This window comes from Streptomyces sp. NPDC041970 (assembly GCF_055588985.1).
This window is the reverse complement of sequence record NZ_JBVJCD010000006.1, coordinates 95,323-108,829: the sequence shown is the minus strand read 5'-3', so window position 1 is coordinate 108,829 and position 13,507 is coordinate 95,323. Positions and strand designations below refer to the sequence as shown.

General features: G+C 72.7%; 9 protein-coding genes. 6 read left to right on the top strand and 3 right to left on the bottom strand.

Annotated elements, in window-relative coordinates:
• The first annotated feature begins 279 nt into the window (after nucleotides 1–279).
• From ACZ6EJ_RS05510 to ACZ6EJ_RS05485, 6 genes are all read left to right on the top strand, one after another.
• Nucleotides 280–855, top strand: coding sequence for a hypothetical protein (locus ACZ6EJ_RS05510; RefSeq protein ID WP_469264825.1), 576 nt, complete (start codon nucleotides 280–282; stop codon nucleotides 853–855).
• A gap of 963 nt (nucleotides 856–1,818) precedes the next feature.
• The gene (locus tag ACZ6EJ_RS05505; RefSeq protein ID WP_469264824.1) at nucleotides 1,819–1,908 is read left to right on the top strand and encodes a putative leader peptide; all 90 of its coding nucleotides are present in this window, start codon (nucleotides 1,819–1,821) and stop codon (nucleotides 1,906–1,908) included.
• Between the two features lie 60 nt (nucleotides 1,909–1,968).
• Nucleotides 1,969–3,363 carry a sulfatase family protein gene (locus ACZ6EJ_RS05500; protein ID WP_469264823.1) on the top strand — a complete coding sequence of 465 codons (1,395 nt, stop codon included), beginning with the start codon at nucleotides 1,969–1,971 and terminating at the stop codon, nucleotides 3,361–3,363.
• A gap of 543 nt (nucleotides 3,364–3,906) precedes the next feature.
• The gene (locus ACZ6EJ_RS05495; RefSeq protein ID WP_469264822.1) at nucleotides 3,907–4,923 is read left to right on the top strand and encodes a metallophosphoesterase family protein; all 1,017 of its coding nucleotides are present in this window, start codon (nucleotides 3,907–3,909) and stop codon (nucleotides 4,921–4,923) included.
• Between the two features lie 1,338 nt (nucleotides 4,924–6,261).
• Nucleotides 6,262–7,398, top strand: a complete 1,137-nt coding sequence (locus ACZ6EJ_RS05490; RefSeq protein WP_469264821.1) for an arginine deiminase family protein — start codon at nucleotides 6,262–6,264, stop codon at nucleotides 7,396–7,398.
• Entirely contained in the window at nucleotides 7,395–8,381 is a 987-nt protein-coding gene (locus ACZ6EJ_RS05485) for a DMT family transporter (RefSeq protein ID WP_469264820.1), read from the top strand. The genes ACZ6EJ_RS05490 and ACZ6EJ_RS05485 overlap by 4 nt, the downstream gene beginning before the upstream one ends.
• Before the next feature lie 116 nt (nucleotides 8,382–8,497).
• Here ACZ6EJ_RS05485 and ACZ6EJ_RS05480 read toward each other — a convergent pair whose 3' ends face one another.
• The 3 genes from ACZ6EJ_RS05480 to ACZ6EJ_RS05470 form a co-directional block, all read right to left on the bottom strand.
• Nucleotides 8,498–9,538 carry a YihY/virulence factor BrkB family protein gene (locus ACZ6EJ_RS05480; protein ID WP_469264819.1) on the bottom strand — a complete coding sequence of 347 codons (1,041 nt, stop codon included), beginning with the start codon at nucleotides 9,536–9,538 and terminating at the stop codon, nucleotides 8,498–8,500.
• A gap of 348 nt (nucleotides 9,539–9,886) precedes the next feature.
• Nucleotides 9,887–12,430 carry a wHTH domain-containing protein gene (locus ACZ6EJ_RS05475; protein ID WP_469264818.1) on the bottom strand — a complete coding sequence of 848 codons (2,544 nt, stop codon included), beginning with the start codon at nucleotides 12,428–12,430 and terminating at the stop codon, nucleotides 9,887–9,889.
• A gap of 36 nt (nucleotides 12,431–12,466) precedes the next feature.
• Nucleotides 12,467–13,402, bottom strand: a complete 936-nt coding sequence (locus tag ACZ6EJ_RS05470) for an STM4015 family protein (RefSeq protein WP_469264817.1) — start codon at nucleotides 13,400–13,402, stop codon at nucleotides 12,467–12,469.
• Nucleotides 13,403–13,507: the final 105 nt, after the last annotated feature.

Here is a 13,507-nt window from a genome sequence, read left to right as displayed (position 1 = left end):
GGGGCCCGGGCGCGGCCCGGGGCGGTATGCGTCGCGCACCACGCGTGCTGTTCGCCGGCGGCGTGCCAGGACCGTTCCGGCGGCCGGAGGCGGCATCGGAGAGGTAACCGGTCGGCCGATGCGCGAAACTCCGGTCGCGGCGGCGCCGAGGTCGGTGCGCCCGACCGGTGGAGTGCGCTGTCCGCACGGACTCGACGTGCGAACGCCTCCGGCTGGGGTGACGGTGGAGGTGGGGCCGGCGACATCGCCGGTCATCTGTCCGAGACTGAGGAGTTCCCGATGTCGGAACGCAACACCGCGCTGCGCAGTATGCATGATCTGGGGCTGGCGGCGTGGTTCGGCGGCTCGCTGATGGGCGCGGTCGGTCTGAACGGTGCGGCTGGGGCCGAGGGCGGTACGTGGCGGAACACGGCGCGGATCGCGAGCGCGGGCTGGGCGAAGTGGACGCCGGTCAACGCCGCGGCGATCGCCGTGCACCTCGTCGGCGGCGGCGGTCTCCTGGGGGCCAACGCCACCCGAGTGGCGAAACAAGAGGGTGTGGCCGCGTCCACGGTCGCCAAGACGGTGCTCACCGGTGCTGCCCTGGTCGCCACCGCCTACAGCCGCGTTCTGGGCAAGAAGATCGAACTCGCCTCGTCGGAGGATCCCGAAGCGCTGGAGAAGGCTGTGGAACATCCCATCGACACCGACAAGGCCCAGCGAGACCTTGCCCGTGTGCAGTGGGTGCTTCCCGCGCTCACCGGTGGCCTGATCGTCCTCAACGCCCTGCACGGCGAACAGCAGCGTCCCGCCGAGCAGGCGCGGGGAATGCTCCAGCGAGCGGGGTCGATGACCTCGTGGCCCTGCAGGCACTGAGCGGCCTGCCGACGGCCGGGCGGGGCGCCGGGCCGCGCTCCCGACGCGCGCCTGTGCGCTGTGGCCGGTCCGGTGGCCGACGTGTGCGGCGGCGCCACCGGCGGCACCGCACACGGAGAGCGGGTTCGTGGCGACGGGGGGCCGGTCGGCCCGCAGGACGCGGAGGCCGGGCAGCGTGAACGTACCGCACTGGTGGTCCGCCTCGGCGAACTCATGGCCGAGGACGACCGACCCGATCGACGCCGAACCGGTGTGGACCGAGATCGACGGCCGGCACACCCGGACCTGACCGCCCTGCGCCCGGCACCCGGCGTCCGGCGTCCGGCATCCGGGGTCCGGCGTCCGGCGTCCGGCGTCCGGGGAGGCGCATCGGGGGCTCGGCCGCTCCTGCGTCGACAAATCCCCTGGCGCGCCGCCCACGCGGCCGTCGCGCCCGGCCCTGGCGGCGTTCCAGCGGGTCGCCGTCGACGCCTGCACCGCAGACCGCGTCGCCCGACGCCCTTCGGGCCGTCCGCCGTCACCGTCCGGGCCCTCGCCTGTCACCGGGCGCGGCAGGACCGGAGTCGTCCTTCCGCCGTACGCGGTGGTGCGGTCACACGGGCCCCGGCGCGGTCCGGGGGGTGCGAGGTCCCGCGTCACGGCCCGGACGACGTCGACGTGTCGACGGGCGAGGGGGACGGTCTGCTCGCGCCCTGTCCGCCGCTTGCTCTTCCCGTCCAACCCGCTCCGGCCGGCGGGTTCGCCCTGCCCGGATTCCCCTGGGCGCCCCGTACGGAAGAGTCGTGGACACCCGCCGAGCGGAACGGGCGAGACTCCGGGCGCGACGTGACCGGCGCGGCCGAGGCCGCGGTGGAGAGCCGCACGGCACCGCTGAGAGCCGACGGCCGACGCCTCGTTGCGCCTGTGTGAACTCGGCGCGATCTCCTTGACCGGCACGGGGAGAGGCTGGCAACGTCCCAGGTCATGAGGCTCATGGCCGTCCGCAGGTGCGTCGCGCTCGTCGAGCGCCGCCACGTCGACCTGTGTCGTCACTCCAGCGCTGTCTGTCGCTGACCCGCGCCCTCGCGCGCCCTCTCTCTTTCTCTTCTCGTCGCCTCCTCGTCAGGATCACGCATGTCCGAGATATCCCGTCGTGCCTTCGGCGGTCTGGTCGGCGGCGGAGCCGTGACGGCCGTCGCCGGTACGTCCGCCGCCGCGTCCGCCCCTTCCGAGCGCCCGTTCCGCTCACGCTCCGCCGCACGGCCCCGCAGACGCCCCAACGTCCTGTTCATCCTCGCCGACGACCTCGGCTGGGCCGACCTGTCGTCCTACGGCGCTCCGCACATCCGCACGCCGCACCTGGACCGACTCGCCGCCCAGGGTGTGCGCTTCACCAACGCCTACTCCGGGTCGGCGACCTGCTCCCCGACCCGCTTCAGCCTCTACACCGGCCGCTTCCCGGGGCGCACCGCGGGCGGGCTGGCCGAGCCCATCGGCAACCGCGCCCAGGGGCTGGACCCCGACCACCCCACTCTGGCCTCGCTGCTGAAGGGGGCCGGTTACGCCACCGCTCTGCTCGGCAAGTGGCACTGCGGCTGGTTGCCGGACTACAGCCCCACCAAGTCCGGTTGGGACGAGTTCTTCGGCAACTTCGGCGGTGCTCTGGAGTACTTCTCGAAGCTGGGCCAGCTCGGCGACTACGACCTGTACGAGGGCGACGCGACCTACGAGGACCTGCGCTACTACACCACCGTCCTCACCGAGCGCGCCGTCGAGTACGTCGGCCGCGACCACGACCGGCCCTGGCTGCTGAACCTCAACTTCACGACCCCGCACTGGCCGTGGCTCACCGAGGACGACCAGGAGACGGCCGCGGAGATCGCCGCGGAGATCCGCTCCGGGAACGTGCTGGGCGCTCTGCTCCACAAGGACGGCGGTTCGGTGGAGAAGTACAAGGAGATGGTCGAGGATCTGGACGCCTCGGTCGGCAAGGTGCTCGCCGCGCTGCGCCGCTCCGGCCAGGAGGAGAACACGGTCGTGGTCTTCTCCAGTGACAACGGCGGGGAGCGCTTCTCGTACCAGTGGCCGCTCAGCGGCGGCAAGTCCCAACTGCTGGAAGGCGGCATCCGGGTCCCGACGATCCTGCGTTGGCCGGCAGGCGTCGATGCCCGGCAGGTCAGCCATCTGCCCCTCTACTCGCCGGACTGGACGGCCACCCTGCTGGAGCTGGGCGGCGCCCGGCCCGACCCGGCGTACCCGCTCGACGGGCACAGTCTCGCCGGCTACCTGCTGCGCGGCGAGAAGGCGCCCCCACGCGACCTGTTCTGGCGCGTGCGCGGCAACCGCGCGCTCAGGCGCGGCGACTGGAAGTACTACCGGGACGCGAACGGTCGGGACCACCTGTACGACCTGACCGCCGACGCCCGCGAGCAGGCCGACCTCGCCGCGGACCGGCCCGCGCTGCTCGCCCAACTGAAGGCGGCCTGGGAGAGGACCGACGCCGGGCTCCTGCCGTACCCGGCGTCGTGAGGCGGGTCCGTCGTCAGCCAAGGAGGCCTCGGCGGTAGGCCGCCGTCGCGCGGTCGTCGGCGCCCGGCGTGGCGTACGCCGTAGGTGAGACGGTCCGGAGCCCTGGCGCTCCGCGCGGCGCACGGCCGGAGACCGGAGGCCGTTGCGTACGCACTTGGCTGTTCCGAAGGGCTCGCGCGCTACCGGGTGGAGGCGCTCAGGAGGTGCGCCGGCGCGTCCGAGGTGTGCTGGAGGAGGGCGCATCGCGGGTCGATCGCCCCGTCGGGAACCATCCGGTCGTCAGGCCTCGGGGTGCCGACACCGGGAACGCGCGCACGCGTCGCAGCACGCAGCCGCGTCACCGGTCGGGTTCTGCCGTCGCTAGCAGGTGCGGACCGGTGCGGGAGGGCACTTCGAGCACTGTTCATGCCGGGGACACAACATCTCCACCAGCAGGTTCAGGGTGATCGCTTAGAGATAACGGGTCTGGTCCCACCAGACGCCGCCACGCCGGTCGGGGGCCGCCCCGGCGTGGCGGCCCCCGCAACTCCGAAGGACGTATCCATGGACCGCAGAACCCTGCTCAGCACCGCTGCCGGAGTGACCGCCGCAGCGACCGCCACCGCGCTGACGCCGGCCCAGGCGGCCGCCCGGCCCTCATTCGGCGGGCCCGTCACCACCTTCAACGTCATCAGCGACATCCAGGGCGACCTCGCCGACCTGGGCGTGGCGCTGCGGGACATGAAGTCGACCAATCCCGCCTCCTCCGGTCTCGCCGTCGCCGGGGACATCACCCCCCGCGGCTACGACGCCGAGTACGCCGCCGTCAGGGCCGAACTCGCCAGGACGAGCCATCCCTCCACCGTCGCCTGGGCCATCGGCAACCACGAGTTCTACGTGCCCAAGTGGCGTGACCCGGCCACCCTGGACCAGGCCGCGTGGCCCAACGGCACCACCGAGGAGTCCCTCTTCCGCAGCTTCTACAACTTCGCCGGACGCAACTCCGTCTACGCGGAGCAGCTCTTCGGCGGCGTCCCGGTGCTGACCCTGGGCACCGAGCGTTACATGCACTACCACGACCCGAAGCTCTGGGACGAGGTGTGGCTCAGCGACGCCCAGTTCACGTGGTTGGAGCAGCGGCTCGCGTACTGGGCGCGCCGCCGCCGGCCCGTCATGGTGGTGACCCACCACCCGCTGCCCAACACGGTTTCCGGCAGCCGCAACAACCTCTACCTCCACGACTACCTCCAGGCCGATCGCCTGCTCGGCATCCTCGGACGCCACCGCGATGTCTTCCTCTTCTGCGGCCACACCCACTGGGACCTCGGCCTCTCCGACTGGTACGTGCGCCGGGTCGTCCCCGGCACGGCGAACCTCAGCGGCTTCTCCGTGGTCAACACCGGTGCCGTGCAGACCGGTTACACCGACAACGGCAAGGGCGGGGAGACGGCCGTGGCCGGAACGTTCAACCAGGGTCTGCAGGTCGAGGTCCACAGAGACCGCGTGGTCATCAAGGCCCGCGACTTCGCCAAGCACACCTGGTTGAAGCAGATCACCGTCCCTCTCGCCACCCCCCTGTAGGCCGCGTGGCAGGAATGCATCCTGAGTGATGGATGATCACGGTCCATGCCGCGGGACGCTCTCGTGGACGAGCCGTGGGCGGTGCCGGGGTCGCCGTCATCGGCGGGCGGGGATACGGGACGGTCGCGTGTCCGGCCTCGACGGTGGTTGATCGACGGTATCCGGTCGCGGGTCCGGGCCGTGTTCCCGTCGCGGGGCGGGCGCGCCGGGCAGGGCCACGGCCTGGTCCGTCGATGGCACAGGGCTGCGAGGATCGACTTCGCCGTGCGGCCCGCTCATCGACATGCGGCCGGGTCTCGGGAGAAGAGCGCCCTCCGAGAGGGGGCGGCGGGCAGTCGGCGGCCCGCGCAGCAAGGTCGAGGGCCCTCACGCGACCGGCCGGGCCCTCGACCAACTCTCCCTGGAGCAACGCATCACCTCGCGTGGCCCTGTGGTCGCCGATCGGGGAACCGCCACCATCCCCGAGCCGGTGGCCCGGCGGCCGGCTCCCCCGTGCCGGACGCGGACGACGCCCTCCGGCCGGTCCACCCATGCCGCCCCGGCCGCTTCGCCACCGAGGCCGCCGGCGTACGCCCGTTCAGCATCTACGTCCCCTTGACGCTGCCGGACCCGGTCGGACTCCGATCCGTGCGGCTTCGGCTTCCGGGGCGCGCCGAGGCGTCGGCGGGCACCGCCCTGTTACCCCCGGCAACCGGCTTCCGACGGCGATTCGCTCACGCTATTGTCGCCGCACCGGACCAACCGGCCCTCGACGCTGCGCTGACAACGCCTCGACCGTCTCGTCGAACAGGTTGCCGTGCCCGACCTGCCTGCCTGCCTGCCGCGGAAGGAGCGATGCCGTGCGCGTCCTCGACCGGCACAGCGGCGGCCTCGCGGACCGCGGCAGCCCTCTCGGTGACGGCGAACACGGGGTCGCGTACGCAACCGTCCCCGAGCCTCCGTCCGTGGCCTCAGCCACCCGTGCGCCCGTCGCGATCCTCCCCTCGCTCACCGACCGCGGGCTGGAGTCGCCGACCGCCGGGCGGTGCGACCGCGCGACCGGCCCTTCCCCTGGCCGGCAGGCGACGCCACGCGCGATCGGCTCGACGCTCCCCGGCCGGAGGTCGAGGCCGTCAGCCTGTTCCGGGACAGGACGCGCGGGAACGCTGGGGTGCGTGGCTCCCGGCCGCACACAGCGCGATGCGCCCCTGACCGGTTGGCCGCCGATCTCCTTGGCACCAGCGGCTACGGCGAACTCCCCAGCCGCTTCCCGCACCAGGGGCCTCTTGCCGAACGCGCCGCAGCGGCCCACCATATGACGCTCGGCACCGACCGCTACATACGGACGAGGGAAGGTTGATGGAGCGAGCCGTCTTCCTCATGCAGGATCCCGGTGACGTCATGCCGGTCGAGATGTCCCTGTTCATGGGGGCGGACCCGCCGTACGACCCGGTCCGGGCCTCGGCCGAGTCCGCCGCGCTGCGCGAGACCCTCACCCGGTACGGCGCCGGTGTGCACAGCGTGCGCGAGGTCCTTGAGCGGGCTCCCCGGCGGGCGGTGGCCGAACTGGCGGCCGCCGCCGTGGGCACGTCGGACCCGGACCGCCGCGAGGCGATCAGCGCCGCCCTCGCCGCGTGGTCCACCCCCGACCTCGTCAGCATCGTGATCCGCCAACCGCACCTGCGTACCCACGCCGACCCGGACCTTGCCGCCATCAGCCCGGACGCCGGTTACGAGAGCTACGAACTGCGCCCCCTGTACGGCCTGTTGTTCCCACGCGACCACTACGTGGACCTGGGGAGCGAGGTGGCCCTCGGCCGTCTGCGCCGCCGCGACCGCAGGCGGGAGACCGCCGCCATGGCCGTGGCGCTGGAACACCTGCGCGGCAGACCGCCCGAGCTGTCCACCCAGGACACCGGCTACCTCGAGGGCGGTGACGCGGCGATCGCACAGGGGCTCGCCGTGCTCAACTCGGGCTTCCGCAGCAGCGAGGAGACGATGCGCCGGCTGGGGTCGCGCCTGGTGGGCGAAGGCGCCACGGTCATCCACGTGCAGGACGGACTGCGCCGGCCCGAGGAGTTCCACCTGGACCACTGGCTGGCGCTGGGGCGCGGGTTCGCCCTGGTGGCCCACGACCGGCTGCACACCCTGTCGGTCCCGGCCTCGGTGCACACGGGACCTGACCGGCCGGTCCGGTCCGGGCTCACCCTGGGCGAGGCACTCGACGAAGTCGGCGTCACGGTCGTCCCCCTGACGTCCCGACAGCTTCGCCGCTTCGCCGCCAACATCGTCTTCCTGCCCGGCGGCCGTACCGCCGTCGCCGCGACCACCGCCCGCGACGCGTTGGCCCCGCTGCTCGAACCTCTCGGCGTGGAGGTCGTGGGCGTGCCCTTCGACGAGCACCACAAGCTGTTCGGCAGTATCCACTGCGCTCTGAACACCGTGCCGATCCCCCCGGCCGGCAGGCCGGGTAGAGAGGAACCAACCCCATCATGACCAGTCAAGCGGAGACGCCGGCGAGCCCCGCCGTCACGGCACGGGACACCCTCTTAGGCCACATCGCGCTCGGGGGCAGCGTCCTGGGCATCGGCTCCGCGTTCATCTTCGTACGCCTGAGCGAGGTGGACGCCACCTCGACGCTCATGCTGCGCATGGTCGCCGCCTCCGCCGTGCTCGGCGCCTTCCTCGCACCGCGAGGCATCACGCCACGGCTGCGCGCCGTACGCGGGCGCGACCTGAGCCTGCTCATGGCGGCCAGCGTCGTCTCCGGGCTCGACCTGCTGGCGAACCAGTGGGCCGTGAACTACACGTCGGTGGCCAACGCCGCCTTCCTGATGAACACCTCGCCCGTCTTCGTCATCCTGCTCACCTGGCTGATGTACCGCGAGCGTGCGGCCGCCGCCAAGCTGGTGGCAGTGCTGATCGCCCTCGTGGGGGGCGCTCTGGTCATCATCGGAGGCGGCAGCGCGGCCCCGAGCGGCTTCCATCTCCTGGGGGACGGACTCGCGCTGTCCTCCGCGGCGCTCTACGCGGCCTCGCTGCTGATGACCAAGCAACTACGCGAACGGGTTCCCACGTCGATCATCATGCTCGTCAACTCGTTGACGATCGCCGTCCTTCTCGCTCCGGTCGCCTGGGCGACCAGTCACCCCCTGCTGCCGCAGAGCGCCGCGGGATACCTGCTCATCTTCGCCTACGCCCTCGTCAGCCAGTTGCTGGGCCACGGGCTGATGACCTACGCCCTGCGCACGGTGGACCCCACCCTCGCGTCGATGTCCGGGCTGCTGCGCCCGGTCGTGGCCGCCGTGCTGGCCTGGCTGGTGCTCGACGAAGGCATGGGCCCCCTCCAACTCCTCGGAGGGCTCGTCCTGCTCGTCGCCCTGGGCGTCTTCCAGTGGGCGGGTTCGGGGCGAGGCCGCCCACCCGCGTCGCCGCCCGCGGACGCCGCCCGCGGCGCGCTCCCCGTGCCGGAGAAGTAGCGCCGGGGCGGCAGGCGTCGGCGACGGGTCGCGCGCGGGCCCGCGGGATGCGTTCATCGGCTCGGGGGCGGCGACGCGCCCGCCCCTCGCCCGCCCGCGGCGCTGCGGCAACGGGATCACCGCAGGTGGCGGCGGTCCTCATCGCTCCACGTACGGGTGTCGCGGGGCTCGACGTAGGGCTCCTCGTCGGCCGGATGCCCGCCCGCGACCGCACGCTGACGGGCCATCTCGGCGTCGAACTCCAAGCCGAGGAGGATGGCGAGGTTGGTGATCCACAGCCACACGAGGAAGATGATCACACCGGCGAGGGTGCCGTACGTCTTGTTGTACGAGCCGAAGTTCGCGACGTAGAACGCGAAGCCGGCCGAGGCGAGCATCCAGATCACCAGTGCCAGGAAACTGCCGGGGGTGATCCACTTGAGACCTCGGCCCTTGGCGTTGGGGGCGGCCCAGTACAGGATCGCGATCATGATCGTGACGAGGAGGACCAGGACCGGCCACTTCGCGATCGACCACGCGGTCAACGCCGTGTCACCGATGCCGAGGGCGGCGCCCGCCTGCCGGGCCAGCCCACCGGTGAACACCACGATCAGCGCGCTGACCACGGCCAGGATCATCAGCGTGACCGTGAGGGCGAGCCGAAGGGGCAGGATCTTCCACAGCGGGCGGCCCTCGGGCATGTCGTAGACGGCGTTCGAGGTGCGGATGAACGCCGCGACGTAGCCGGAGGCCGACCATACCGCGACGGCCAGACCCACGAGCGCCAGGAGCGACCCGACACCGGCGTTGCCCTGCAACTGCTCGACGGCGTCGCTGATCACATCGCGGGCCGAGCCGGGCGTCAGCTTCTGCAGGTTGTCCAGCACCTGCTTGGTCGCCGACTCGCCCGCGACACCGAGCAGCGACACGAGCACCAGCAGAGCCGGGAAGAGCGCCAGCACCCCGTAGTAGGTCAGCGCCGCCGCGCGGTCGGTGAGCTCGTCGTCCTTGAACTCCTTCAGCGTCCCGCGCAGGACCGCCGTCCACGACCGTTTCGGCAGCTCCGAGAGCTGGTCCGGAGCCCGTTCCTCGACCTGCTCATCGGGGCCCACCCGCCCGGACTCGCCGGCGGAGGGGTCGCGGTGGTCACCGTGTCGGGGTTTCGCTGTACGTGTCATACCCAGCGGTTTTCCGCTCACGTCCGACCCATGCACTGCCGAGACCGGCAGGATGGGCGGGTTTCGCCCCTCGTCGGGTGCTCTCCACCGACTCCCGGCCGGCCGTCCGCCGGGTGTCCGTGTGTCGGCGCACGCACCGGGAGGACCACGTCGACTGCGAAACCGCGGTGCGGTCGGCGTTCGGGCGGTGCGCCGTGCCCCCGTCGGTACGGCGTCGGCGGAGCGGTCCCCGTACGCCGGTCGCCTCCCCCGCTGCGCGGACGGCGTCGACCGCGCGTGGGCGGGCTCGGGGGCCGGGCCCGTCCGGCGGCAGCCCCTCGGGAGGGGCTGCCGCGGGAGGGGCTGTCCTCAGCTCCGGGAGGGTCCGGGGCGCGCCGTGGGGTACGCCGCCTCCGGCACCCGGCGGCCCAGGGCGGTCAGGCTCGCGGCGACCTCGGCGGGGCTGCGGCCCGTGGCGCTCGCGATGGCCAGGATGTCCTGCACCTGCAGGTACTCCCCGTACCGGGCCACCGCCTCCAGCAGGGGGATGTCGTCCACGCGGACCGGCAGGGGCAGGGTGACCGCCTGGCCGAGCTGGGTCAGCCGCGTCGCGATCCGCTGGGGGCTGCGGCCGGTCGCGCGTGCCGCCCGCAGCACGTGCAGCAGCGGCGGAGCGGAGCCTCCGCCGAACCAGGGAGCCCGCCCGTCGAGCCCCTCGCTGAGGATGACGAGATCCTCCTCGTCCACGCCCGCCGACGCGGGCAGGGCGGGGCCGCCTCGGCCGAACTCCGCCATGCGGGAGAGGACGTCGGCCGGTGTCCGGCCGAGTGTCTTCGCGACGAGCAGCGCGTGCCCCGCGGTCGCGGACCTGGCCCAGGGCGCGGCGCCGTCGGCGTTGAGGCTGAGGAGGACGCGGTCCTCGGCCCGCAGGGTGAACGGCAGGCGGTACCCGAGGGCGGCCAGCCGCTCGGCGGCGTCGTAGAAGCTGATGCCCAGGGTGTCGGCGGCGGCCCATATGTGGTCCGTCAGGACCGTTGCGGCCGGGTCGAGCGTGGGTCCGGTGGGCCGGCGGTCCTGGCTGATCAGGACGGGGTCGCCGGAGAACGGGGTGTCGGGCAGGGTGGGGTGGAGGTTGCGGAATCCCAGGGCGTGCAGCCGTCGGCCGACGTCGGCGGGGGCGACGCCCTCGAGGCCCGCCCGCACCAGGATGTGCCGCAGCGGGATCTCCTGTTCCGCGAGGGGCCATTCGGGGGCCCACGGTTCGGTTCCGAGGCGGAAGAGATCGACGTCGTCCTTCGACACGGACGCGGGCGCCCCGGTGTCCGGCAGGTCGACGGTGTAGCCGAGTTGCCGGTAGCGGTCGGCGATCTCGCTGACGCCGCGGCCGGATCCCGCGCAGGCGAGCAGGATGCGGCCGTACGGGACGAGCGGGCCCGTCAGCCAGTCGACGCCGGTCCAGCCGTCGGCGCTGACGAGTCGGATGTCCTCCTCGGTGAGCGTCTGGTCGGGGATGGCGGGCAGGTTCCGGTAGCCCAGCTCGGCCAGCCGGGTCAGGACGGCCGAGATGGGCGCCCCCCGGTCGTGGGCGGCCCGCAGGACGTGGGCGATCGGTACGGGGTGTGCGGGAACGAGCCACGCCCCGTCGGCGTGGAAGAGGTGGCTGACGAGCCGCACGTCGTCCTCGGTGACCGTGGGGGGCAGGGTCGTCTCGGGGAAGTGGAAGCCGATCGCCCGCAGGCGGCCCATGATCTCGATCGGCGGCCGGCCGGTCTGCGCCGCGATCATCAGGACGTGGGGGAGCCCCGTCGGATCGTCCTGTTCGAGCCAGACACGCCTGTCCCCCGTCCCGACGGGACCCTTGCGCCCGGCCAGGGCGAAGGCCTGTTCGTCCACGTGGTCGGCCAGGGAGCCCTTGGGCAGGTGGCGGTAGCCGAGGCGGGCGAGCCGTATGACGAGCGCGTTGGGGTTGCGGCCGTGTTCGTGCGCGAAGGACAGGATGTGGCCGATCGACACGGGTTCGTCCTGGTCCAGCCAGGGCGGAAGGCCGTTCATCTCCTGGCTCATGACCATGAGGTCGTCGGCGGTCAGCTCCGCCGGGCCGGGCTCGACACGGTAGCCGAGCTCCGTGAGGTCCCGGCACGCGCGGACGGCCCTCTCCGCGATCTCCTCCGTGTCCTGGGTGTCGCCCTCGACGCGGTCGGCGATGCGGAGGATCTGGTTGAGCGTCACGGCGGGGTCGTCGGCGCGCCAGGGGGCGCGGCCGTCCACGTGGGCGCTGGCCAGGCGGAGGTCGCGGTCGGCCACCCGCTCCGGCGCGTTCTCGGTGTCGGGGGTCCGGTAGCCGAGGCGGGCGTACCGGGCCGCGATCCGCGCGGGGGGCTCGCCCAGTCGTGCGGCGACCCAGAGGATCCGTCCCCGCATCGTGGCGGGCTCGGTCTCCTCGAACCAGAAGGCTCTTCCGTCCAGGTCCCTGCTGGCGAGCATCAGGGCCTCCTCCTCGACGCCGTCGAGCGACGCGGGGAACCGTTCGGGGTCGGGCGCCGGGAAGCCGAGTGCGGCGTACGCGGCGGCGAGCTCGCGGGGCGAGCGCTGGAGCCGGGTGGCCGCCCAGAGGATGTGCCCCGTCATGCTGGTCGTGTACGCGGGATGGAGCCAGGGGGCGGCGCCGTCGAGTTCACGGCTGACCAGCCTCATGGCGTCGTCCGGGAGCGCTGCCAGTTCCTCGGGGGTGGGGACCCGGTAGCCGAGTTCGGCGAGCCGGGCGGTGATGTCCGCGGGGGCGTCCCCGACGGCGCCCGCCGCTTGCAGGATGTGACGGACCGGTACGGGGACGGCGGGGTCGAGCACGGTGGAGCGGCCGTCCAGGTGGGTGCTGGTGATGACCAGGGTGTGGTATTCGCGGGCGTTCGCCACGGGTGGGGCCTTTCGAAGGGATGTCCGGGAAGGGGTCTACTCGCCGACCGCTATGTAGCGCTCGCCGTCCTCGTCCTCCTCGGCCTCTTCCCGGTCGGACAGGTCCACCCGCACTCCCGACGGTTCCAGAGCCGCCCAGACGCGGAGCATCATCGCCTCGCTGAGGTAGTGGTGGCGCAGGTCGAGCGCGTGCAGATGGGTGAGGGGCCGGCCGTTCAGGAGGGCCTCGGCCCCCTCGTCACCGAGCGTTCCCATCGACAGGGCCAGCGATCGGAGACGGGCCACGACCGGGGCGTTCGCCACCGCGGCCGCGATCTCGTCCTGGAAGTAGCTGTTCTGCAGTCCCAGGTGCCGCAGCGCGGGGAAGCACGCTCCCTCCAGCAGGGGCCGGAGGACGTCCGGAGTCGGGTCGCCGCCGTAGCCCGCGTCCCCCAGCCACAGCTCCAGGTGCTCCAGCGCCGGCAGCTCCGAGGCCAGGACGTTGCGCACCACCTCGGCGGGCAGGCCGCTGCTCTCGAAACGCAGGGCGCGCAGCTCCTGGTGGCGCACGCGCGGGAACGCGAGGTCGCGGCTGCCGCGCACCGCGAGTTCTCGCAGCCGGGGGAAGGCCGCCAGGACGGGAGCGAGATCGCTCTGCTCCAACCAGGACATCTCGCACTCCTCGGAGACGACGTCGCCGAGGAACAGCGCCTCCAGCCGGCTCAGCCGGGGGGCCGCCTCGACGAGCATCTCGATCACGCCGCGGGAGTGCCCGGCGCCGTACCACGGGTACCCGATGACCACCGCGCGTACGTCCTCGGCCGCGGTCGCGAGGAAACGCTGCCAGTAGTCCGCGGAGTTCTCGTCGTCACCGTCGTTGTTGAGCGCGATCCGCCAGGCCACGGTGTCGACGGCGGGCAGCTCCCCGGCATGGGTGAACTGCGGGAAGGTGAGGACGGGCATCCCATGGAAACGCGCCAGATGATCGATCACGCTGGTCCTTCGACGGTGGGTCAACGACAAGCGTTGTTCTATCAGCCGCCGCTGACACACCAGTTCGGCACTCCCCCTGCGACGGCGTCCCCCCGTCGCGGCCGT

Excerpts from the sequence above, each read along its gene's own strand:
- ACZ6EJ_RS05510 (WP_469264825.1), top strand. The coding sequence starts at position 280 with ATGTCGGAACGCAACACCGCGCTGCGCAGTATGCATGATCTGGGGCTG.
- ACZ6EJ_RS05505 (WP_469264824.1), top strand. The coding sequence starts at position 1,819 with ATGAGGCTCATGGCCGTCCGCAGGTGCGTCGCGCTCGTCGAGCGCCGC.
- ACZ6EJ_RS05500 (WP_469264823.1), top strand. The coding sequence starts at position 1,969 with ATGTCCGAGATATCCCGTCGTGCCTTCGGCGGTCTGGTCGGCGGCGGA.
- ACZ6EJ_RS05495 (WP_469264822.1), top strand. The coding sequence starts at position 3,907 with ATGGACCGCAGAACCCTGCTCAGCACCGCTGCCGGAGTGACCGCCGCA.
- ACZ6EJ_RS05490 (WP_469264821.1), top strand. The coding sequence starts at position 6,262 with ATGGAGCGAGCCGTCTTCCTCATGCAGGATCCCGGTGACGTCATGCCG.
- ACZ6EJ_RS05485 (WP_469264820.1), top strand. The coding sequence starts at position 7,395 with ATGACCAGTCAAGCGGAGACGCCGGCGAGCCCCGCCGTCACGGCACGG.
- ACZ6EJ_RS05480 (WP_469264819.1), bottom strand. The coding sequence starts at position 9,538 with ATGACACGTACAGCGAAACCCCGACACGGTGACCACCGCGACCCCTCC.